The sequence below is a fragment of the Akkermansia sp. 54_46 genome (genome assembly GCF_001917295.1).
Classification (GTDB): domain Bacteria; phylum Verrucomicrobiota; class Verrucomicrobiia; order Verrucomicrobiales; family Akkermansiaceae; genus Akkermansia; species Akkermansia muciniphila.
In genome coordinates this window covers 60,856-84,182 of record NZ_MNUD01000030.1, presented here as the reverse complement: position 1 = coordinate 84,182, position 23,327 = coordinate 60,856, and the positions used below count along the sequence as shown (strand labels likewise).

The following is a 23,327-nucleotide window of genomic DNA, read 5'->3' as shown; positions in this document are numbered from 1 at the left end:
CGAAATAGCAGCAATATTGAAATGCTCAAGCAGGAACTTGATGTCCATGTTTCCATATATAAAGAATATGATTTTTAGCAAAATATTATACTTTTTCTTGTTTCCGGCTGTATTGTTTCCATCCTGTCGCCAGGGGATGACTACGGCGGCACATCCCCTGAAACCGGTATTTGTACGCGTAGCAGATCCTCTCAATCCGGAATCTCCCCAGTCAAGAGAAAAGATAAGGGACTTGTCACAACAGCAGAGGCAGCAGTTGGCGGGCTATATCGTTCATTCTGCAAATTGGGAACAAATGACCAGGAAAGAATTTGAACTGATCCGCAGCGGACGGGGCCAGGAAGGTTTGTCTATGGATCACTGGAGTTCCGATAGTTATTTTAACAGGATGACTGTTCCCTATATCCGTTCGTCGAGTAAGGATGAAGATATTTTATCCCTTCTTCAAAACAATGAAGACGGAGAAGTTATTTTGAGCAGAGCGAATCTTTTTGAATTGGTAGCGGAAAATTATATAGAACATTATCCTGATGATAAGAAAGGATGGGATTTTTTATGGTTTTTTATGGGTGAGGACGTAGACGAAATACCTTTTTGCAGTATAATTAAAGAAATGATTATAAAGAGGAATCTCGATCGATTCGCCTATGGGAAGAAAATATTGGATATGATAGGCGATTCCTCTATCAGAAAGAATGATGGACGCTGCCTTTAGTTCTATAGAGGGGCTGACAGGCAACAAACTTTGGTCTGAAGCAGGGAAGAATAGTACAGGATATGGGCTGAGTTTGCAAATTTTCTCAACTGAACCGCAAATTTATTGATAAATCAGGAGTTGATGAAGAAAATTTATTCTGAATAATGAATGAAATTTATTATAAAATACTTTGATAGCAAAAAGAAATTTCATTTCAACGAAATATACAAGACAGCTAAATATATTAAATCATTAATTGTTATTTCTCCGCAGGTTCTCCAGATAGTTTAAATTTTCAATAACAGAAATAATTATGGACAATGAGAATACTAAAATAAAAGATACAGGATCTTGGTCCCCATTCTACTATTGGATAGTAGGAGTAGTGACTATGTGTGCCTTGATGTGGATGCTTCCTAATAATTATCCTAGAGAACCTTGGGAAAATATCATTAGAGTTTTACTTGGAGCATTGTTCATATTTCTCTTTTTTGTATGTCCAGTGTGGATGATTATTTCAGCAATACGCTATTGGAAGACAAAAGATTATATTCGTGCTACCGTGGCGGTATTAATTGCTTTGGCAATTTTAGAGAATGTTTTATTTGGTCCTCTGTTAAGCATGGATTTTTGATTTCACTATTTGTTTTCTAAAAATTCTGACGAGTGACTGGAAAGAAAAAAGGAGCTGCTGAACAATAAAATTGATCATTCCCGGCAAGCAAAAAAGTTATAAATCTCAGTTGAAACGGATAAAAGATGGTGATTAATATAATTTTTTTCTGGATATTAGTTGTTTTTGGAGTTATTATCAGCTTATATAATTGGATAATAGTTTTTAACTGTGTAATAAAATCCAAAAATTCATCTTGTATTCCTCTATTGGGCGGTGGAGCAATTGTTTTAGCTATGAATCTTCCTGGAATAGATATGGAAGAATACGAATCTATTCCCTTATTATTGGATTATGGATGCATTCCTCTTTTTGTCCACACGTTTTTTTCCTTTATATATAAAATGTTGAAGGGATTATTTAAATAGAGTAAAAAACAATTAGCCAAAAGGATCGTTTTTAACAGTTTTTCATCAAGGGTATTTGCATATAGCAGAGTGCGGATTGACCGAGGAAATGCCGGATTCGTGCGCAGTTACATCTGGGACCCTTCGGAACTGGAGGCTGTGCGCATCCTGTCCATGACGCGCCGGGAAGCGAACGGGATGTAGGAGAAAGAGCATCTCTACTGCGTGCACGAGACGATGAAAAACGTTACCTCCCTCTTCGGGGAAGCGTATATGGTCGCCGTATTCTGTACGAATACCAGCCGTATGGCGGTCTGATCACGTCGGGAGGCAATATGGGGGAAGAAAACGGGTTCCGCTTCTCGAACGAATACATGGATGGCGAACTGGGGCTGGTCTATCACAGTGCTCATCGGTATCAATTCGTTTGATATCTTTGGAACAGCCTCATTCCTGTTGGAAATCTGCCAACGGGGATTGGAAAGAGATAGGTATTCATGCAGAGTGAGTTCTGTAAATTTTGTTGAGGAAGCCTTTTGGAATTCTGTATGGAATTCAAGCTGCATCCGGTATGTTCCGGGTGCAGTTTTTGTGTAGACAGGTTTAGAAAGACTTGCCGCTATCCGCCTTCCGGGAAGAACGGAAGGCGGGAGCGCAGCCGGAAGAATTAATTTTTTCTTAACAAGAAGAAGGAGGAAGTTAACTACCCAGAATGGGATTTCCGGATATATTGAGGCAATGTTTTTACATTATATTAAACATCGCCGGTCCGTTCCGGGACTCCGTATCTGCCATAGCGGTTTTTCCGTGAAATTTTTTCAAATGAAAAAGAAAAACGGCATAAGATAATATTTTTGTTTCCATATATGTTGGAATGGTTTGAATTTAAATTTCATAAAATATCATGATGGAATCATTGTTGGGTTTTATCTTTTGTCTATTGAGCGGAATATTCTGTTTTTGGCTCTTTTTCAAATGCGTCGACTGGTTTGAAAAAATCTAAAACTGCGCCTGTCTATGTATACACTATTATTTGTGATTAGCTTAATTGTGTTCGGTTATTTGATGTATGTCTTGATCAAACCGGAAAAATTTTAACCAGCAAGATGATGAAAACAGAAATTTTAGGTATTATTGCGCAAATCGTTCTTATGGTGGCTTTGAGCTATCCTCTGGGGAAATATATTGCCAAGGTTTACAAGAAGGAGAAAACATGGCTTGATTTCATGAGGCCTGTTGAAAGGCTGATGTTCCGCCTGTCCGGGATTAATCCGGAGGAAGAAATGAACTGGAAGCAGTTTTTGCGGGCTTTGCTGACCGTAAATCTGTTCTGGTTCGTATGGGGGATGGTTCTTCTGGTCAGCCAAGGGTATCTGCCCCTCAATCCGGACGGCAATATTGGGCAAACGTGTCACCAGGCGTTCAATACATGTATTTCATTCATGGTGAATTGCAACCTCCAGCATTACAGCGGGGAGAGCGGTTTAACCTATTTTACACAGTTGTTCGTGATTATGCTGTTCCAATTCATTACGGCAGCTACCGGCATGGCCGCAATGGCAGGGATCATGAATGCCCTCAGCAAGAAGACAACCAAAACGATTGGCAACTTCTGGGATTACCTCGTGTTGAGTTCTACCCGTATTTTGCTGCCTCTTTCTCTGGTAGTTGGGTGCATCCTGATTACGCAGGGTACGCCAATGGGGTTTGACGGAAAAATGGAAGTGACGACTCTTGAAGGGGTGGAACAAACCATTTCCCAGGGCCCTACTGCGGCTGTCGTACCCATTAAACAGTTGGGAACTAATGGTGGGGGTTATTTTGGCGTTAATTCATCCCATCCGCTGGAAAATCCGACCTACCTCTCCAACATGGTTGAATGCTGGTCCATCCTGATTATTCCGATGGCGATGGTTCTGGCCTTTGGTTTTTATCTAAATCGCAAGAAACTGGGATACAGTATTTACGGCGTAATGCTGTTTGCCTTTTTAATTGGCGTCTGCGTTAACGTGTACCAGGAGATGAACGGAAATCCCCGCATTGAAGAAATGGGTATTGTTCAGGAAAGCGGAGCCATGGAAGGGAAAGAAATCCGGCTCGGGTCCGCGGCTACGGCTTTGTGGAGCGTCGTTACGACAGTTACATCAAATGGGTCCGTCAACGGGATGCATGATTCCACCATGCCTCTTTCAGGCATGATTCAGATGCTGAACATGCAGATTAATACGTGGTTTGGCGGCGTCGGGGTAGGGTGGATGAATTATTTCGCCTTTATAATCATTGCTGTATTCATCAGCGGTCTTTTGGTTGGAAGAACTCCCGAATTCCTGTGCAAGAAAGTAGAAGCCCGTGAGATGAAGATCGCTTCCATCGTGGCGTTGCTCCACCCGTTTGTGATTCTCGTCGGTACGGCTCTGGCTTGTTACCTGTTTGTTTACGCGCCATCGTTTGTGGAAGGCGAAGGCGGGTGGGTCAATAATCCCGGCTTTCATGGACTGAGTGAATTCCTTTACGAATATACTTCAAGCGCCGCCAATAACGGTTCCGGGTTCGAGGGACTGTCCGATAATACCTGGTTCTGGAATTACTCTTGCGGTATTGTCCTCATTTTGAGCCGTTTCATCCCGATCGTAGGACAGGTTGCCATTGCCGGGCTTCTGGCGGGCAAGAAGTATATTCCCGAGACGTCCGGAACGTTGAAGACAGATTCCGTGACATTCAGCGCTGTGACTTTTGCCGTGATTTTCATCGTTGCGGCTTTGTCCTTCTTCCCTGTCCATGCCTTGAGCACCATTGCCGAACATTTGAGTTTGTAAATACAGGTCAGAACACGTTGATTACCGATAATATATTTATATATTTCTATTCCATTTTCTGGAATTGAAACAAGAAATCTACGATATGAAAAATTCCAATAATACTTCCCTGTTCGAAAGGGAGCAGGTACGGGAAAGCTTGAAGCAGTCATTGATCAAGCTTCATCCGGGAATGATGAGGAGGAACCCGATCATGTTTACCGTGGAAATCGCCACGATGATCATGCTTCTGGTAACCGTTTATTCCCTCTTCAGTGACGGGCAAGGGGCTTTCCTTTATAATTTCCTTGTTTTCGTCATTTTATTCCTTACCCTTCTGTTTGCCAATTTTGCCGAGGCGATTGCCGAGACCCGAGGAAAGGCGCAGGCTGATAGCCTTCGCAAGACGCGGGAGGAGACGCCGGCCAAGTTGATCGTCGATGGAACGGTTACCGTCATCAATAGTTCCCAGTTGAAAAAAGGGGACTATTTCGAATGTGTCGCGGGAGATATTATTCCCGCCGACGGGGAGGTCGTCGAAGGGTTGGCGTCCATTGATGAAAGCGCTATTACGGGGGAATCCGCTCCGGTTATCCGTGAGTCCGGCGGGGACAAGAGTTCCGTGACGGGGGGAACCAAAGTGCTGTCAGACCGTATTAAGGTGCTTGTCACCGCGCGTCCTGGGGAAAGTTTCCTTGATAAAATGATTGCCCTGGTTGAAGGCGCTTCCCGGCAGAAAACTCCTAACGAGATAGCGCTAACCATTTTATTGGCTGTCTTTACTCTGGTTTTCCTCGTCGTCTGCATTACCTTGAAGCCGATAGCGGACTATTCCGGAACGGAAATCAGCATTGCCGCCCTGATTTCCCTGTTCGTATGTCTTATTCCTACGACAATCGGAGGATTGCTTTCGGCGATCGGCATTGCCGGAATGAACAGAGCCTTGAGGGCCAATGTGATTACAAAGTCCGGGAAAGCTGTGGAAACAGCCGGGGACATCAGTACTCTCCTGCTTGATAAAACGGGTACGATTACTATTGGCAATCGGAAAGCGACAGGGTTTTTCCCTGTTCAGGGTTTTGACAAGCAGGCTTTTGTTGAAGCCTGTCTGATGTCTTCTGTTTCAGACGATACACCGGAAGGGAAATCAATTATTGAGCTTGGGCATGAATATGGAGTCCATATGCGCAACCTTCATACGGAAGGGGCTCGCATGATCCAGTTCACGGCGGAGACGAAGTGTTCGGGCATTAATTTGAGCGATGGAACCGAAATCCGGAAGGGGGCTTTTGACACCATCCGCAAGATGACCGAGGAAGCGGGAAATCCGTTCCCCAAAGAAGCTGAGGAAATTATTGATAAAGTGGCGGGCAACGGGGGTACTCCTCTTGTCGTCTGCATCAACAGAAAGGTTGTTGGCGTTATTGAATTGCAGGATATTATCAAGCCGGGCATAGAAGAACGCTTCGAACGCCTGCGCAAGATGGGGGTGAAGACGGTAATGGTGACGGGGGATAATCCGAGTACAGCCAGGTATATCGCAGAAAAAGCCGGTGTTGATGATTTCATTGCGGAAGCCAAGCCTGAGGATAAAATGAATTATATCAGGAAGGAGCAAGCTTCCGGCAAACTGGTTGCCATGATGGGAGACGGGACGAATGACGCCCCGGCTTTGGCGCAGGCTGATGTCGGTGTGGCCATGAACAGCGGAACCCAGGCCGCCAAGGAAGCCGGCAATATGGTTGACCTTGATAATGACCCCACCAAATTGATTGAGGTTGTGGAAATAGGAAAGCAGCTACTGATGACGCGCGGCACGTTGACGACGTTTTCCATTGCCAATGACGTCGCCAAATATTTCGCGATTGTGCCTGCGCTGTTCATGATTGCGATTCCTGAACTTGCTGCGCTGAATATTATGCATCTGCATAGTCCGGAAAGTGCCATCCTGTCTGCGATTATTTTCAATGCAATCATTATTCCCATTCTGATTCCTCTGGCTTTGAGGGGCGTGGCGTACAAACCCATAGGGGCAAGCGCGCTGCTGCTTCGCAACATTCTGATTTACGGCGTGGGTGGTTTGATTGCCCCCTTCATCGGAATCAAACTGATTGATATGGTCGTCGGCCTGTTTTTTTAACTGAAATAAATATATTGTTATGAGAAATTTAGTGAAATCATTGCGTCTTACACTTGTCTTTTGCGTCTTTTTCTCCATATGCTACATCCTGGTGCTGTGGATATTCGGATTGATTGTCGGTCCTGGCGGAGGAAATGCGGAAACCCTGGTTTTGAACGGGCGCGTGGTAGGCGCCGCCAATGTTGGGCAGCAATTCACGAAGGATGTTTATTTCTGGGGCCGTCCGTCCCATGCGGGTGACGGTTATGACGCATCCAGTTCATCCGGCAGTAATAAAGGGCCGACCAATGAAGAATACCTGGCCGACGTGAATACGCGGATAGATTCGTTTTTGGAGAAGCATCCTTATTTGGAACGGAATGATGTCCCTTCCGAAATGGTTACGGCCAGCGCTTCCGGTCTGGATCCGCATATTACTCCGGAGAGCGCCTATGTGCAGGTGAAGCGTGTTGCCAAAGCACGTGGTATGGAAGAGGGTGCAGTGAGGTCCCTTGTCGATCAGGCCGTGGAAAAACCGCTGCTGGGCATGTTTGGCACGGAAAAGGTCAATGTACTCAAGTTGAATATTGCTCTTGAGAAGGCTGACTCTTCCGTGAGGCATTAATTTCCGCATTATTTAGGGCGGCAATGGCAATGCCGGTTCAGGTATGAATTGCCGCCCTGAAAAAATGAAATCGATTGCGGGCTTCACGTCATGGGAACGCCCGCAATTGATTTACATCTTTAAAGGGTTCTGTGAAATCAACAAAATGTTTTAACCGCAAAAGCCGGGTGAATGTAATATGACTGACGAAAGTAACGGATCGGAGCATTTTCTTGACCTGATACGGCGTTCGCGGAGGGGAAAGTTCAAGATTTACATCGGTATGATGGCCGGAGTAGGCAAGACGTACCGCATGCTGCAGGAAGCCCATGAATTGCTGAACAATGGCATTGATGTCAGAATTGGTTACGTTGAAACCCACGGGCGAGCAGGGACTGAAGCCATGCTCCGGGGGGTGCCCGTCATCCCTCGTAAAGTGGTTTTTTACAAAGGAAGGGAGCTTGAAGAAATGGACCTGGACGCGATTCTTCAAGCCCGCCCCGAGTTGGTTATTGTTGACGAACTGGCTCATACCAATGTGGAAGGGAGTCGCCACCGCAAGAGATGGGAAGACGTGATGGAGCTGCTTGACGCCAATATTAATGTGATTTCCGCGATCAATATCCAGCACATTGAAAGCCTGAGCGGCGAAGTGAAGGAGATTACAGGGATTGGGATGAAGGAACGGGTTCCCGACAGGATTTTGCAGGAGGCGGACGAAGTGGTGAATATCGACCTGACATCCGAGGAACTGATCGGCCGCCTCAAGGCCGGCAAGATTTACCGGCCTGAAAAAATCCAGATTGCGCTGAATAATTTTTTCAAAACGGAAAATATTCTTCAGTTGCGTGAACTGGCATTGAAGGAAGTTGCTTTCCGCGTGGAGAAAAAAGTGGAAACGGAAGTTCTCCCGGCAGTTTCTTCCGCCAGAAGGGAAAAGATTCTGGCCTGCATCAGCAGTAATGAACAGACGCCCCGACGCATCATCCGAAAAGCATACCGGATTTCCTCACGTTACAGTACGTCGTTTATCGCCCTTTATGTCCAGACGCCAAGGGAGTCCCCCGACCGTATCAATCTGGCGTCCCAGCGCCATTTACTTAATCATTTCAAGCTGGTGGCCGAACTGGGAGGGACGGTGAAGCAGGTGAGTGCGGAAGATATACCCCAGGCCATCATCGCTGCGTGCAAGGAATATCATATTACGGCTATTTGCATGGGGCATCCCGCATTTAAGATGCCCGGGGCCATGTTCAAGATACTGGGATATAAACAATTTCTTCGTGTCTTGTCGGAGATGAAGATAGATTTAATCATCATCGCATAAAAGGCCGCGGTGAATTTGAAAATAAGGTCGGAGCCGGCTCTTTTCACAGGAAGCAGGCGATGAGATTATCATTCTTGTCTTCCCTGAGCGGAACGGATTGTTGCCGACAGTTTCCGTTATAGACTCCCCGGGGGCGTTTTCCGTTACCATTCCCGAGCGGGGCGCCCCCTTCTATTTTTTCCCGTCTGGTTGTTTGAAAAACAGTCCAATGTTCCGGTCCGCCGCATCTCCGGCAGCACCTTTGTTGAAAAAGAATGTAGAATTCCCGGAGGAGCAGCATTCTTAAAAGTGAAACGATAACGTTCCGTCTTCCATGGAGGGGCGGCGGTTATCATAAACAAAAGGAACAGTTATGAGCATCAATTTGCAAAAAGTCATTATAGCCGTATGTGCAGCCGCAACGGTCAGTGCGGGATTCGCAGCCCGCACCGAGGGGGCCAAACTGTACCGATTCAGCACTACTATCGAAAAAGAGAGGACGGAGTTGAATGAAGAAACGAAACGCTTGATTGCTTCCTACCGCCGGGACCCGTCCGAGGCTAATCGGTCGGCTTTGAGGAAACAGGTCGGGATTAATTACGACAAGGTCCTTGACCGAAAAAAGGCGAAGCTTGAAGAATTGAAACGAACGGCCCGGCATGCGTCCAAGATACAGGAAATGCAGGAGATCGTGGATGAAATGGTTCAAAACAGGGAAGCGCGCATCGACCAAAGCATGCGGCGTTTCAGTGATCCGCGATTCAGACCAGGTGCCCGCAATGCAGATGGCGGGTATTTGCCGGTGCTCGGAGCTTCCTGGAATGTATCAATTGCATATACTCCGGTTACCAACGAGGATTATGCCAAATTCCTGAAGGCAACGGGAAGGAAGGCTCCTAAGGATTGGGATAATGGCGCCATGCCTGCCGGCAAAAGGAGGCATCCCGTGGTGAATGTTTCCTATGACGACGCTTCTGCCTATTGCCGATGGTTGTCGCTCCAGGATAGGAAAGCCGTTTACCGCCTGCCGACTGAAGAGGAGTGGGAGTTTGCCGCCGGGCATATGCCCAAGGATGCGGATTTTAATTGCGGCGAGAGAAACGGGACATCTCCCGTGGACGCCCATGCCGCGACATCCGGCGCCTGCGGAGCGATTGATATGTGGGGCAATTGCTGGGAATGGACTTCTTCTCCAGTTGAAGTTTCCAAGGCCGCGGCACACGGTAAAACGGTCATGGCGGTGAAGGGAGGTTCCTGGCGTTCGCCGCGGACGAGCTGCAGGACTGAGCGGAAAGGAGAAGGAAGGGAATCTTCTTTCGCTTTCAGTGATGTCGGTTTCCGGGTCGTCCGCGAAGGTTGAGGGGGATTCCATGCGTTTCAGTTTCTTACAGGCAATAGAATCTGGCTGGCAGACCTGATGGAAATTCCGGCCGAATTGGTAGATTTCCCTAGGGAACTGCATTCTTGAAAAGTGAAACGATACCGTTTCAGAAAAAATATCAACCCTCATTGATTATCATGAACAAGCTCATCATTCCTGCAATTATTGGAATATTCGGTCTGGCTCCCGGTACGGTTACTGCCAACGCGGCGGAATCAACAACAACCTCCTTTTCTGTTCAAATACTGAAAAAGAAACCGAAGGCGTTGAAGTACGGCCTGAAACACGGCCTCAAGAAAGGTTTGAAACACGGCCTGAAAAAAGGCAGGATAAACGGCGGTAAAAAATAGTCGCCGCCATCTTATCTGCTGCCGGGCCTGCAGCCCGGCAGCGTTTTCCCATCAATAAGGATGTTTTATCACCTGTAGTGCGGAAACATATCTGACTTCCGTACAGCTTTGATACATTGCCCATCATGTCTTAAAAAGTCAACATATTGAGAAGAAAGGCGTTTTATGGTAAAATGGTTGTTGTGCGGAGCCGCCATGATTTCCGGCATCGTGATCGCGGCTGAGACGGAAAATCGTTCATTCCAGTTTGGAAATTTTGAGGTGATTGCTGTTCAGGATGCTCTTTCAGCGATGCGGTTCGAATTATTCCCGGGTATGCCGGAAGAGGAGTTCCTCCGCTTAACCGGAGGCGGGAGGGTTCCTTCTTCCGTGAATGTTTTCCTGTTGAAACGCGGCGACGGAAAAATCATTCTGGTGGACGCAGGGAACGGAGGAAAACGGGGCGGGATGCTCCGTAAACTTGAACAGAGCGGCGTTTTTCCGGAGAGCGTCGATTTCATTTTGCTCACCCATATGCACGGCGACCACATCGGAGGATTGCTTGGGAAACATGGCGAAGCCGTTTTTTCCAGAGCCCTCGTCTATGTTTCCATGCCGGAATGGGAATTTTGGCAAAATGGTACGGCCGGACCACAGGGAAAACAGGTCCGGAAGGTGTTGCATGCTTACGGCAGCCGGGTGAGAACATTCCGGTTTGGAGAAGAAGTTCTGCCCGGCATCAAGGCTCTTGACGCTTCCGGGCATACACCCGGGCATACCGTTTTTGAGACTGATTCCCTGCTGATTGTCGGAGATTTGCTTCATGCTGCCGCGCTCCAGATTCCGCGTCCGGAGGTTTGCACGATTTACGATATGAATCCGTCCGGAGCGGTTCAGGCCCGGCGGCGCTTTTATGAGTTTGCGGCTTCTTCCCCGAAGCCGGTCGCCGGAATGCACCTGCCGTATCCCGGAATCGGCCGGATAGGAAGGAGTGCGGCGGGATATGTCTATCTGCCCGGAAAATGAGAAAGGATAAAAAAGACACGGTACAATGACGCAAGCAGAAACAGCATGCCCGGATGTCTGGGGAAGCCATTTCCTTGAATACCGGGGAAGGCTTCTTGCCCTGGCCCGGAGGAATTTGAATCCGGTTCTTGCCCGGCGCGTTTCGGCGGAAGATGTGGTTCAGGAGGCTCTGCTGGCAGCCTGCGGGAAAATGGCTTTTTTTGAAAACAATCCGGAGATTCCTGTCTATTTCAAACTGCGGATGATTCTGTTCCAGACCCTTACGGCTATGGAAAGGAAGCATCTGCAATGCCTCAAGAGAGACGCCTGCAGGGAAGTGAATGTGACGGATGACAGCGTGGGGTCCGCTGCCCGGTTGGATTGGAACCGGTTTGCAGATACTGTGACCGGGCCTCTTACCCGTGCCGTCAGGGCGGATCGTTATACATTGCTCCGGAAAGCGGTCGAGGCGCTGCCCGAAAACGATCGGCAGATTCTTGAACTCCGCCATTTTGACGACATGTCCAATGCGGATTGTGCCGAAGTTCTGCATATTGGGCCGAAAGCCGCAAGCATCCGCTATGTGCGGGCGCTGCAGCGGCTTCGGAAGCAGCTGATGGAGTTAACCGAGTTTCAGCCATGAAGGGGAAGATTTCTCTGGAAGATCTGGTTGAACAATTCCTGGATCAGTGCCGTTCCGGCAATGTTCCCGATATTCAGGATTTTGCCGGGGCGCATCCGGAGTTTGCTTCCGAGTTGCTGGCTCTTCTTCCGCTTGTGATGGAGATGGAAGATTGGAGCGTTGAAAAAAAACAGGGAATTATGCCTCCGGTTCACGATTTTCCCGATTTGGAGGGGGACGATTACCGGCTGATTCGGAGACTAGGCAGCGGCGGTATGGGGGTGGTATTTGAAGCGCTGCAATTGTCCCTCAACCGGAAAGTGGCCCTCAAGCTGTTGTCTCCGTTGCTGCTGCAGGATGCCGCCCAACGCAGCCTGTTTGAGCATGAGGCGCATGTGATTGCCAGGCTTCATCATCCCAATATTGTCAGAATTTTCAGTGCCGCGTGCCGTCCGGGATGTTGTTATTATGCGATGGAGTTGATAGAAGGCAAGAGTCTGGACGGATGTGAATTCAGTAATCCGTATGAGATAGCCCGCATTGGCCTCCAGGCCGCCAGGGCGATTGCGTACGCCCACCGCTGCGGCATTCTACACCGCGATATCAAACCGGCGAACCTGTTGCTGGATGAAGCGGGGGAAGTACACGTCAGCGATTTTGGACTTGCTTTTCTGCTTCAGGGGAGAAATGAAGTTATTGAGAAGGAAGGAGCTCAGAGCGGAACGCTGCGGTATATGTCCCCGGAGCGGCTGGTGCATGGAGTCAATACCTTTTCCAGCGATCAGTATGAGTTTGGGGTGACGCTTTATGAGCTTGTTGCAAAATCCCCGCCGTTTCCGGGGCTAGCTCCTGAAGAATTGATGGAACGGATTTGCAGGGAACCGGTTCCGCCGTTGAAGTGCAGCGAACCCGACTTGGCCGCGATTATTAACAAGTGCGTCAGTTTCCGCCCGGAGTCGCGCTATCGAAGCATGGACGAACTTTCTGAAGATTTGCTGCATTTTTTGAATCATGAACCGGTCGGGGCCTCCTCCCCGTCTCCGGCCAGGCGGTTGCAGCTGTGGATGAAACGTAAACCGGCTGTTGCCGTATTGTCTTTGGCTGCGGCCCTGTGTGTGGCCGCTTTCGTTGTCGCGTTGGGCGCCGGTTATCTGCAGACGGCGTCTGCGCTGAAACTGGCGGAAAACAATGCCGCAGTTGCCGATGCGGCTTTGTCACAAGTGTTCACCCGTATTGCGGAGCAGCCCCCTTCACAGAAAAATACGCAGCTGCTTTCAGCTTTGCTGCCCTATTACAGGATGATCGCCAGAGGAAAAAATCTGCCGGAGTCAAAGGTTTGCGAGGCCAATGCCGTCATCGGGGAATGCGCACTGCGCACCGGGAGTTATGCTCTTGCGGAAGAAGCGTTCCGCAACATGATGAAATTCAGGAAAGACGCTTTTCCCGTCAACCAGTTGGCGACGGCTTTGAAAAAACAGGGTAAAGATAAAGAGGCAACGGAACTTTTCCGGCAGGTGGCCGACCGCTTTGCGATGTCGGAGCGGGCGGAGGATCGGTTTGAAACGATCCGCGCGTTGCTGGCTTTGTCCGGTTCTCCGGAGAGTGTTGAGCGTTCCCGGGCGTTCGGAATGTTGGAAACATTGTTGGAGGATGATCCTGACCATCCTGAATACCGTTTTCAATACGCACAGCTTTTGGCCGGAAATCCCCGCCTTTTCCGGGAGAGACGCATTCCCGGCATTGAACCGAATGCAGCCGTGCTGCTCCTCCAGCTTGCCGACGCCCATCCGGAACGGCCGGAATACGGCCTGGCGCTGGTAGAGCTGATGCTGAAGAAACTCCGGTATGCCAGGAATTTCCGGGAACATAACCAGAGGGAACTTGCCGATACGGTGAATCTTTCCGAAAGGCTTCTCGGGCGTTGGCCGAATGATCCGCAGATTATTTCCGGCATGGTCCGGCTGCATGCACGGTATATTGGGGCCCTGCGACGCGAAGGAAAAGATGCCTGGGCCCGAAGGGAAAGCGACCGCCTGCAGGGCATCCTGGAAGTTCTTTTTTACAATCCCGAGATTTCCGATGCCGTGAAAGAAAGCCTGATCCGCCTCCAGCTTCAACGTTTGAAACTGTTACGGCATGACGGCCGGAGTTATGAAGGAGAGGATCTGCGGAAAAAAATCAGCCGGGAGCTGGGCTTTTACCACGGACCGATGCTCCGGGTGTTCCGGGAGGAGTTGGATAAAGCCGGGCCGGATGATGAATCCTCCGTCGGGAAAAGTGAAGATTCCATTATTTTTGAACGCACCAAGCAAGGTTTGTAAATTGTCCGCTTACCGGCACTCAGCAATTTGTTGTGCGAGGGGGAAAGGAAAGCGTCCCGTTCCGAGCGGCGCTGGTGCAGAAGAAGGCGGGTATTTGCCTCCGTTGCAGGCGGAGTGTCAGATGCGTTCCTGATGCATCTTTGTTTTCCGAGCCAGCTTTTTGTTCCAAGGCGCTTCCTGAGATAAATTGCGGTATTCCCTTGTTGACTTCCAGTTGGTGGAACCCATATGCTCGGATTATATATCAAAATTTCAACCATCAACGTTTAATGAGCATGTATAAACACTATTCTGACGGCCGCCGCCGCTTTCTCAAAATGTCCGCCTTGTTCGGTACGGCTGCGCTGATTTCTCCGGCCATTGCCCGGGCAGAGGGCGGGGGTGCCGATTCTCCGGAAAACGGCGGCTTTGCCGCCTCCCGGAGCCGGACGCTTGGCAAGGGTTCCTGTGCCTTGGAAGCTTCTCCCCTTGGCTTCGGAGTCATGGGAATGACCTACAACCGCAGCCAGTCTCCCTCGCGTGAGCAGTGCATCCGGCTTCTTCATGAGGCCGTGGAGCGCGGAGTTACTCTTTTTGATACGGCCATCATCTACGGCCCCCTGAGCAATGAACTTCTGGCTGGGGAAGCTCTTTCCCCCTTCAGGGGGAAGATCAGCGTCACTACCAAGTTCGGGCACGAAGTTATTAACGGAAAGGGGACGGGCCGCCAGGACAGCCGCCCGGAAACCATCCGGCGCTACTGCGACGAGTCGCTGCGCCGTTTGAAGGTGGACGCTATTGAATTATTCTACCAGCACCGCTTTGATCCCAGGGTTCCCGTTGAAGATGTAGCGGGAACCATCTCCGAACTGGTCAAGGAAGGCAAGGTGCGGCGCTGGGGCATGTGCGAAGTCACTCCCGGTACAATTCGCAAGGCCCACGCCGTCCATCCCCTGACAGCCATTCAGAGTGAATACCATCTCATGCACCGGGATGTTGAAAACAATGGCGTTCTGGATGTCTGCCGTGAACTGGGTATAGGCTTTGTCCCTTACAGCCCGCTCAACAGGGGATTCCTGGGGGGCTGCATCAATGAATACACGCAATTTGACCCGAACAACGACAACCGCCAGACCCTGCCGCGTTTCACGCCGGAGGCCATGAGAGCCAATATGCGTATTGTCAATATTCTGCAACAGTTTGGGAGGATGCGCGGCATGACTTCCTCCCAGGTTGCCCTGGGATGGCTGCTGCAAAAGGCTCCTTATATCGTACCCATTCCCGGCACCACTAAACTGTCCCATCTGGAAGAAAACCTACACACGCTTGATTTTACCTGCTCTCCGCAGGAGTGGGCGGAACTGGAGAACGCCGTAGCCTCCATACCCGTGACCGGAGCACGCTACAACGTGGAACAGCAAAGGCAAGTAGGGCATTGACCCGATTTGTTTGCCGGGATAAACGGCAATCGCAACGGCGGCCTCCGCAGAACGTCCGTCAGGCGTTCCATACTTCCGGAATTCCTTGTTGATTCCGTTCTTACGGATTGTCTGAAAAACATTTCCTTCTGAAAGCATTCTGTTGGAAGAAGGGGATGTGCTGTTGCGCGAAGCGAGTAGCCTCCATTTGCCCCTCCCGGCAGCAGGCCCAGGCGTCAGCACCTTCTTCAAATTTTTTGTTTCAGGAAGGAATCCATCCATGCCGGGTTCACCTGTGGCAGAGGTTCGCCTTTGTCATATGCCTCGCAGCACTGGCCGATATACTCCATTTTGATTTTGGAGTATTTCAGGCATTTTTTCAGTTCCCGAATGCGCGTTTTCATGGCCTGATGCCCTTCCTTCAACATGCGGTAACGTTCGCGCAATGTCGAATTACCTTGGCGAACCAGGTGAAAAAAGCGTTTGATTTCCTTGAGTTTCAATCCAGAATGCTTAAAGCAAACCAGCTCCGGCAGTTCTTCCATTTCCTTGCGGTGGAAGACACGGCATCCCGCCCCGTTTCTCGGGATGTCCAGGATTCCTTCTTCTTCAAAAAAACGCAGATTGGACGGCGTGGTGCCTGTCAATTCCGAGACTTCCGAAAAGGAAAGGCACATGTCTTTCTGTTCTCCAAGTTCTGATGCGTCTTGCATGAAGACACGACGGCTTTTTCTTAGGCTGCGGGAAACGACAATTTCCGTGTATGGGCGGGGAAGCCGGTTATTATTGCCTTTTTAAGGTACGTGGCATTCATTTTCTCAAACTGCATGCGGCTTTCCGTTTTTTCTGGAGTTTCCAGCAGCGCTGTTCCGGTTCCGGTGTATTTTTCATATTCCTTTACATCAAAGGTTCCGGGGGATATGGTCCCCGCGTTTTTCAGCAAGGCAATGATTCTTTTCAACTGTGATTACAGTGAAGGCGCCCATGCGGATATTCTCCGCAGAATGGCGGAAACGAATATGGAGCAGACTGCCGGTTACGGGGAGGACCCCTATTGCGACCAGGCCCGGAAGCTGATTGCCGGCTTGTGCGGCAGAACGGATCTGGATATCCATTTCCTTATCGGCGGGACCCAGACCAATTTCACGGTAATTGCGGCGGCGCTGCGCCCCCATCAATGCGTGCTGTGCGCGGACACGGGCCATATCAATGTGCACGAGTCGGGAGCCGTTGAAGCTTGCGGACACAAGGTTTCCGCTATTCCTTCCCCGGACGGGAAGCTGACGGCCCGGCAAATTGAGGAGGCGTGGCATGCCCACTGGGATGACGAGACCCGTGAGCATATGCCTCAGCCCCGGATGGTTTATATTTCCCAGCCAACCGAATTGGGCACCATTTATTCCAGGAAGGAACTTCAGGAAATTTCCGGAGTCTGCCGCCGGCGGGGGCTGTATTTGTATATGGACGGAGCACGCCTCGGCTACGGCTTGTGCGATGAGGACAATGACCTGGATTTGCCGGCGATTGCCTCCCTTTGCGATGCTTTTTACATCGGCGGCACGAAGGTAGGCGCTCTGTTTGGTGAAGCCCTGGTTCTGCGGCATGAGGCCCTGAAGGAGGATTTCCGTTACATCGCCAAGCAGAAGGGCGGCCGTCTTGCGAAAGGGCGGCTTCTGGGCATTCAGTTCCTGGAGCTGTTCCGCGACGGCCTTTATTTCCGGCTGGGCGCCCATGCGGACCGCCTGGCTGTGATGCTGCGGGATTTTTGCCGTTCCAGAGGGCTGGCGCTTCCCTTTTCCAGCGGAACGAACCAACAGTTTGTCACGATGCCCGATTCCGTTCTGGAGGAGCTGGGGAGGAAATACGGTTTTGCCTATTTGCGCCGGGAGGATGAAACCCACAGCACGGTGCGCTTCTGCACGAGCTGGGCCACCCGAGAGGAAGACGTACGGGAATTGATGGCGGATATCGCCCGCCTGTGCTGAAATTTCCCTCCGTCCGGCAATGCCGGGAAACTGCGGAAAGGGCCGTTCCCCCATTCGTTTGCGGAAAAGCATTTTTGTCTTTCCGGGAGGAACCTGTTGAGCCATGATATGGTTATGCCCTTAATCGTGGGACAGGAATGGCGGAGGAGAATTTCCCGCATGCAGTGGCTGCTGAATGCCGTGCTGGCGGTGGAGTGCCTTAGCATGCCTTTTTTTGCCGCCGGGGCGGTAGCTGGGATGGTCTGGTACGGCGGACGCAGGATGGGGGCTGACTGGGGCTGGCTGACGGGAGGCGCCCTTGCCGCCGCAGGTTTATTTTTGGCGGTGTGGGGGTGGCTGCGGCTCCGGGGCCGTTTTTTCAGCAGACGTGATACGGCGGCCTTTTTGGATGAACAGCTGGGGTTGCATGCGGCGTTGAGCGCCGGTGAGGAATGGGGCCATGCCGTGGAGGCAGGGGAAAGCGCGGTACAGGGGAATTCCGTGCTGCGGATACGTTCCGCCTGGTGCCTGGCCTGGCTGGCGGGAGGCGCGGTTCTTATGGCTTGCGGGGCTTTTTTGCCGTTGCCCGCACCGCAAGCCGTAGGGCAGCTTCCGGATTTGCCGCCCGTTCTGGCCCGGGTGGGGGAAGTCCTGGACCGCCTGGCGGAGATGGAGAGCGTGGATAATAAGAGCCTGGAGCCTTTCCGGGAGCAGTTGGAGGATTTGAAAAGAATGCACCGGAATGAGATGTATTCCCATGCCGGACTGGAAGCGGCGGATGCCCTGAAGGGGAAAACGGCAGCGGCCGTTGCCGGATTATCCAATCAGATGTATCGGACGGATTCCGCCCTTTCCCTGCTGGACAGCCTGAATGGAGCGTCCAGCCCGGAGGCGATGCAGTCCCTTCAGGAGGCGTTGACGGGAATGGAGTCCCTCGCCCTGCAGCCGGGCGGCATCATGAGCCGCCAGCTCCAGAAGCTGAAGGCTTCCCTGCCTTCCCGGCAGATTGATCCGGAGACGGCCCTCCGTCTGCGGGAACAGCTGGAACGGGCCGCCCAGCAGCTGCGGAGCATGTGCGGGCAGTGCGGCATATCCCTGATGGCGTCTCCGGATGAGCGTACCGTGATGGAAGCCGGGCAGGGAGAGGGAAGTGAACCCGGACGCGGAGGAACGGGGCGTGGACGCGGGGACGCTCCCCTTGCCTTTGAGATGGAAGAGCGTCCCCGGCTTGACACGGTTTCCAGACGGGTGGTTCATGAGGACTTGAGCCGCGCCGCTCTGGGGGAAGCTGCGGGGGTGGAGACGGCGGCTCCCTCCCCGGAAGGGGCTGGAAATGGACAGGAACACGGCGGCCGGGGGGCTCGTCCGGCCCGCGGTGGAGATGCCGTGTGGTCTGATTGCCTTACTCCTCAGGAACAGTCAGCCCTGAAGGAAATTTTCAGATAGATTGATTGTTTTCTCCTGAAGGCCGGGAGCGCGTACCCCCCTGCCGCGGTTGTCCCCGGGGAAGCAGGCCGGTCCTGGTAAACAGAGCGTCCAGAACAAGGAGGACGCAGGCGCTCCACAGCAGGATGGGACGGAGTTGGAGGTATGTTCCGGGCCTCGGTTCCCGGAAAATGGAGGGAAGGTCCATCCTTTCCCTGCCTCCGGTCCGGTTCACCAGATCCAGGAAGGCGTTGCCGGATTCAGGCGGCATGGCCCATTCCGGGTCCACCTGCTGGCTGACAGGGCCGAAGGGGATAACGCTGCCGCCGATGCGGACCGCGCCTCGCGCCATGACTCCGTGCGGGAGGGGAAAGCTGCACTGGAATATTCCCGGCTGCAGGTGTTCCCAGATACCGTTTTGTGTACGGGAGCTTTCTTTTCCGGAGAGTTCCAGGGATATTTCCGGCATGCGTTCCGCCAGGCGCGGGATGTTTTCCTCACTGTAGTAAAGGCGAATCCGTAACCGGTCTCCTGCCGTGTCCGCCTGCACGGAGTATCCCTGTGGGGGATTTTTCCTGTTGAGCCACCGGGCCAGGGTTTGGATAAGGTCTCCGTAGCCGTCCCATTGCTGGATGTTTTTTCCGAGTTCTCCCCCCATGGCGAACGTAACGGCGGCCGTCCGTCCCGTCCCCCTGTTCCAGAAGGAGACCAGGGGAGCCGCGTTTCCGTCTTCCGTTACGCAGGCTGCTGTTGCTCCATTCCTTAAATAACACAGGTTATAACCGTCTACGGCAGGGGGCCATTCCGGCTGACCGGCTGCAATTTGAAGCCAGCCGGCCGTACCGCGCAGGGAGGTGCGTTCCCTGATGAAGGCGGCCCGGGCCACGCTGACGGTTTCCTGTGCAAAGATGCTGGGGATATCCCCCGGGCGGTCGCAGAAAAAGATGCGCCCCCGTCCCAATTCCGCTATTTCCCTGAGCAGTCCGGCATCGGCGCTTTTTTCCGTTCCCAGTGCGATGACGCTTACGGTAGCCCCTTCCTTAACCATTTCTTTCAGAGTTTCCCGGTAGTCGGCAGGTTCTTCGGAATCGTCGGCATCTGCAAAGAGGAGCAGATGCCGTGTTCCGGCCACGGAACGTTGCAGTTCCCGCCAGCCCGCTTTCAGCCCGGCGCCGATGAAGATGCCTCCGCCCATGGAGGCAATCCTGGAGACGCTGGATATCATTTTCTTCCTGTTAGGGCCCAGACTGCTTAGCGTGACAATAGGGTGCGGTTCGCTGTCCACGGCGTGGACGGAGATGAGATCCTGGTCGGACAGCAGGGAAATGGTCTGGCAGGTTCCGGCATTGGCCAGATCCATTTTCGTCTTTCCTCCGGGAACGGAACAGGACATGGAGCCGGAACGGTCCAGAACGATGCTCATGGCCGTCATGAGCTTCATCTTGTCCTTCTTCATTTCCATGGAAACGGGGAGCAGTTCGTCAATGGGGGAGGAGAAGTAGCCGCCGGAGCCAAAACTATGCCTGCCCCCGCACATGAGCAGGCCGCCGCCCTGTTCCCTTACGTAATAGTCCAGGGCATGCAGAAAGTCCGGCGGGACGGAGGATGCGGAGAGGTTGTTGATGATGACCAGCCCCACGCCGGAGAGGTGGCGGGCATCAAGCCGGTTCAGGCCGGGCGGTTGTTGGACGCGGAACCCCTGCGCTTCCAGGAAAGGCGCCAGGGGATCGCGGTCGTAGCCGGAGAGCAGCAGGACGCCGTTTCCTCCCGTCACTTCAAGGAAGCTGACGGCACGGTTGTTTTCAGGGATTGGATCGTTTTGCGGCGTTATGGTCATTTCATAAGCGGAACAGCCGGGGGTGGAGAGCCTGTCCGCCAGCCTCACCGTGGCTTTGCCGTTGAGCAGGGTAGCCGTCCCCCGCAGCGGAGCCCCCCCGTTTTTGCTGATTTGCCACGGAACGGTGATGGCCGGGCCGGGAGGGCCTGCCAGGGTTGCCTCTAAAATAAAGGCTTCGCCGGGCCGGATGCGCGCCGGGGTTCGGATTTGTTCTATGCGGATGTCCGCTTCCCGGAAGGTGACGGACAGGCGGTAGTCCACCGGAATCCGGGACTGGATGAGCTGTTCCGCCGCTTGGTCCAGCGGCGTGGTGGGCCAGCCGTCCGTCAACATCAGGATGCGGTTCGTCCGGTTCGGGGACATCAGGGCCATGGTATAGGCCAGGGCCTGTTCCATGTCCGTTCCGGAGGTTCCCCCGGCAAAGACGGGGTCTCCGCGTCCCCGGAGCACGGCGGATTGCGCGAAATCCACCAATCGGACGCGGTCCCCGGCATGTTTGTGCCGTTCCAGAATAGCCTGGATTTCCTCTGCCCCGGCTGCCGGAATTCCCGCCGTGGAATTTGATTGGTCCACCAGCACCCACAAGTCCATGTCTTTGCCGCCCCTGTCAAGGGCAGGCTGAGCCAGGGCCAGCAGCAGGCAGGTCTGCAGGAGGAGGCGCAGGGGGGAGGCCAGGCGCAGACGCCTGTATTTCCAGCCTGCCGCCAGAAGCAGGGGGATCAGGAAGAACCATTCCGGAGTGTTGAATTGAATCATGGGCGCAGGGAGGTGTCTGGGACGGGAGGGAGCCAGGAAAGAATCAGGGCCAGGAACACCAGCGCCAGCCAGAGGGGGGCCAGAGGGTCACGTTTCATGTGCCGGAGCGCCTCTTCATGGGGCTGGGGAAGTCCTGTGTCAAACGTTGAGCAGTGGGAAAAATCTCCCATCCGGGCGTCGGAGAACCAGACGGAGCCTTGGAACAGGGGCGTTTTCCCTTCTCCGGGGGGGAAGATTTCCACATATCCGGTTTCTTCCGGGAGCCTGCCGTTAAAGACAGTTTCACGGCGTTCTCCCCCCGGCATGGTTTGAATGAGTTTTCCGCCTGCGGGCATGGATAAGAGAGTTCCTCCGGGAAGGTTGCCGTAATGTGTTCCGGGCAGATTCTCCTGTACGGATTGCATAAATCTGCGGGTCATGAGCAAGGGCGCCGGAACGCGGTCCGCATTGGATTTTTCCCAGGGCCAGTTGAGGAAAAGGCGTTTCCCGTCCACCCAGGCCAGGGGGGATTCCCCCTGCCAGAGCAGGACGCTGGCTTTTTCCCCCGGCTTCATGGAACCGATGGAGGGGATGAGCAGGCCGCTCCAGTTCAGCCCGTCAGTCAGCGGATGCCGTTCCGCCGTGACAGCGCCGTAAGATGGCTTGCCGCTGGCTGCAAATATGATGGCCGCTTTTCCGGGGGCCCTGGCGTTTTCCGTTTTCCCCTCCAGCAGGAGGAGGTCGGGATCTGAACCGTCCGGGACGGGGGAGAATCCCGGCAGGCTATGGATGATATTGAGGAAGATTTTTCCGGATTGTTCCGGAATTCCCATGCTGACGGCAACGGGGGCGGGAGCGGAGCGGACCAGCAGGAGCTCATTGTCCGCCGGGAAGGCGTCCGTCGGGAGCCGGAGCACGGCTTTTCCGCATTCAGGAGGGAGGCTGTATTCAAATTCCGTGACAGTTCCTGGATTCAGGAACAGGGAACGCCGGGCAGGAGGACGCCCGCCTTCCGTATGGATGGAGATTTCGCTCCGAAGAGGGGATGGACTATTGTTTTTAACGGCAATCCTCCAATGGCCGGGGCCGGCGGCCTCCACCGGGGTTATTCCCGCAAAACCCGCATTTTCCAGAGGTTTCCCTACACCCCGTGCGGATTGCCCGGCGGGAACCCTCCGGGCAGTGGATGTAATCAGGCGCGTGATGCCCGTTGGACCGGCAACGGCTGTGGCGGTGCGCAGGGCTGGGGCCAGGTCATGTGTTCCTTCGCGCGGCTGCCAGAGATCCAGGGCGTGCAGGGCCTGGCGGGCGGACGGCCCCCGGTAGAGCGGCTGTCCGGAAGCCCTGCTGCCCATGAGAACCCATGTGGCCGGGATTCCGGACCGGAGGATGACGTCCATGTCTTCGGAAACGGCATTCACGGCTTCTTGACGAAAAGGGGTCATGTTTGCGGAATCATCCAGAATGAAGACTACGGTCTGGCCGGAGCCTTTGCCGGGCCAGACGGGAGCGGCCAGAACCCAGGTAAGCAGGAGGACGGCCAGAATTTGCATCCAGAAGGAGCGCGATGCGCGCAGCCGGTCCCAGGCATTACCCTCATGGGCCTCCGGAACCAGCGCTTCCAACAGGAAGAGCGTAGCCGTGGCCTGGGTTTTTGTTTTATGCTGGAGGAAATGGATGGCGGTGATGAGGGGGATGGCCAGAAGCGCCCAGAACGCGGTCGTGTTGGTGAAGTGGGGGATCATGGGCTTGGGGGGAGAGTAAAGGGTG

General features: G+C 52.8%; 19 protein-coding genes. 15 read left to right on the top strand and 4 right to left on the bottom strand.

Features of this window, described 5'->3' with window-relative positions; genetic code table 11:
* From BHW66_RS06040 to BHW66_RS06030, 3 genes are all read left to right on the top strand, one after another.
* Positions 1–715 (top strand): hypothetical protein (locus tag BHW66_RS06040; RefSeq protein ID WP_286688955.1); only part of this gene is annotated, 715 nt, incomplete at its 5' end.
* Between the two features lie 295 nt (positions 716–1,010).
* A complete protein-coding gene (locus BHW66_RS06035) occupies positions 1,011–1,331 on the top strand; it encodes a hypothetical protein (RefSeq protein WP_146018624.1) in 321 nt (106 codons plus the stop codon).
* Positions 1,332–1,456: 125 nt separating this feature from the next.
* Entirely contained in the window at positions 1,457–1,738 is a 282-nt protein-coding gene (locus tag BHW66_RS06030) for a hypothetical protein (protein ID WP_046437555.1), read from the top strand.
* Positions 1,739–1,935: 197 nt separating this feature from the next.
* On the opposite strand, the gene BHW66_RS06025 is transcribed toward BHW66_RS06030, so the two are convergent.
* The gene (locus BHW66_RS06025; protein WP_182916676.1) at positions 1,936–2,130 is read right to left on the bottom strand and encodes a hypothetical protein; all 195 of its coding nucleotides are present in this window, start codon (positions 2,128–2,130) and stop codon (positions 1,936–1,938) included.
* 696 nt (positions 2,131–2,826) lie between these two features.
* On the opposite strand from BHW66_RS06025, the gene kdpA reads away from it, so the two are divergent.
* The 10 genes from kdpA to BHW66_RS05975 all read left to right on the top strand — a co-directional run bounded on the left by kdpA (position 2,827) and on the right by BHW66_RS05975 (position 15,617).
* Entirely contained in the window at positions 2,827–4,533 is a 1,707-nt protein-coding gene (kdpA, locus tag BHW66_RS06020; RefSeq protein WP_046437594.1) for a potassium-transporting ATPase subunit KdpA, read from the top strand.
* 85 nt (positions 4,534–4,618) lie between these two features.
* Complete coding sequence (kdpB, locus tag BHW66_RS06015) at positions 4,619–6,652, top strand: potassium-transporting ATPase subunit KdpB (RefSeq protein WP_046437552.1); 2,034 nt, start codon at positions 4,619–4,621, stop codon at positions 6,650–6,652.
* A 19-nt stretch (positions 6,653–6,671) separates the two neighbouring features.
* Positions 6,672–7,256 carry a K(+)-transporting ATPase subunit C gene (locus BHW66_RS06010; protein ID WP_046437550.1) on the top strand — a complete coding sequence of 195 codons (585 nt, stop codon included), beginning with the start codon at positions 6,672–6,674 and terminating at the stop codon, positions 7,254–7,256.
* A 178-nt stretch (positions 7,257–7,434) separates the two neighbouring features.
* A complete protein-coding gene (locus BHW66_RS06005; RefSeq protein WP_046437549.1) occupies positions 7,435–8,562 on the top strand; it encodes a histidine kinase in 1,128 nt (375 codons plus the stop codon).
* 352 nt (positions 8,563–8,914) lie between these two features.
* Positions 8,915–9,901, top strand: a complete 987-nt coding sequence (locus BHW66_RS06000) for an SUMF1/EgtB/PvdO family nonheme iron enzyme (protein ID WP_215833389.1) — start codon at positions 8,915–8,917, stop codon at positions 9,899–9,901.
* Between the two features lie 104 nt (positions 9,902–10,005).
* Positions 10,006–10,272 (top strand): hypothetical protein, encoded by a 267-nt coding sequence (locus tag BHW66_RS05995; RefSeq protein ID WP_128153496.1) that lies wholly within the window; start codon positions 10,006–10,008, stop codon positions 10,270–10,272.
* A 369-nt stretch (positions 10,273–10,641) separates the two neighbouring features.
* Positions 10,642–11,277 carry an MBL fold metallo-hydrolase gene (locus tag BHW66_RS05990; protein WP_157759289.1) on the top strand — a complete coding sequence of 212 codons (636 nt, stop codon included), beginning with the start codon at positions 10,642–10,644 and terminating at the stop codon, positions 11,275–11,277.
* A 25-nt stretch (positions 11,278–11,302) separates the two neighbouring features.
* Entirely contained in the window at positions 11,303–11,899 is a 597-nt protein-coding gene (locus BHW66_RS05985) for a sigma-70 family RNA polymerase sigma factor (protein WP_046437545.1), read from the top strand.
* Entirely contained in the window at positions 11,896–14,199 is a 2,304-nt protein-coding gene (locus tag BHW66_RS05980) for a serine/threonine-protein kinase (RefSeq protein ID WP_286688954.1), read from the top strand. The genes BHW66_RS05985 and BHW66_RS05980 overlap by 4 nt, the downstream gene beginning before the upstream one ends.
* A 269-nt stretch (positions 14,200–14,468) precedes the next feature.
* Positions 14,469–15,617 carry an aldo/keto reductase gene (locus BHW66_RS05975; protein WP_046437539.1) on the top strand — a complete coding sequence of 383 codons (1,149 nt, stop codon included), beginning with the start codon at positions 14,469–14,471 and terminating at the stop codon, positions 15,615–15,617.
* A 227-nt stretch (positions 15,618–15,844) separates the two neighbouring features.
* On the opposite strand, the gene BHW66_RS05970 is transcribed toward BHW66_RS05975, so the two are convergent.
* Positions 15,845–16,309: a MerR family transcriptional regulator gene (locus BHW66_RS05970; protein ID WP_286688953.1), complete on the bottom strand. Its 465-nt coding sequence runs from the start codon at positions 16,307–16,309 to the stop codon at positions 15,845–15,847.
* Between the two features lie 234 nt (positions 16,310–16,543).
* Here BHW66_RS05970 and BHW66_RS05965 point away from each other — a divergent pair, with 234 nt between their 5' ends.
* Positions 16,544–17,581 (top strand): aminotransferase class I/II-fold pyridoxal phosphate-dependent enzyme, encoded by a 1,038-nt coding sequence (locus BHW66_RS05965; protein ID WP_012420202.1) that lies wholly within the window; start codon positions 16,544–16,546, stop codon positions 17,579–17,581.
* Positions 17,582–17,689: 108 nt separating this feature from the next.
* Complete coding sequence (locus tag BHW66_RS05960) at positions 17,690–19,006, top strand: hypothetical protein (RefSeq protein WP_128153497.1); 1,317 nt, start codon at positions 17,690–17,692, stop codon at positions 19,004–19,006.
* Here BHW66_RS05960 and BHW66_RS05955 read toward each other — a convergent pair.
* Entirely contained in the window at positions 18,999–21,578 is a 2,580-nt protein-coding gene (locus tag BHW66_RS05955; protein ID WP_102734287.1) for a VWA domain-containing protein, read from the bottom strand. The genes BHW66_RS05960 and BHW66_RS05955 overlap by 8 nt on opposite strands.
* Complete coding sequence (locus BHW66_RS05950) at positions 21,575–23,302, bottom strand: BatA domain-containing protein (protein WP_286688952.1); 1,728 nt, start codon at positions 23,300–23,302, stop codon at positions 21,575–21,577. The genes BHW66_RS05955 and BHW66_RS05950 overlap by 4 nt, the downstream gene beginning before the upstream one ends.
* Positions 23,303–23,327: the final 25 nt, after the last annotated feature.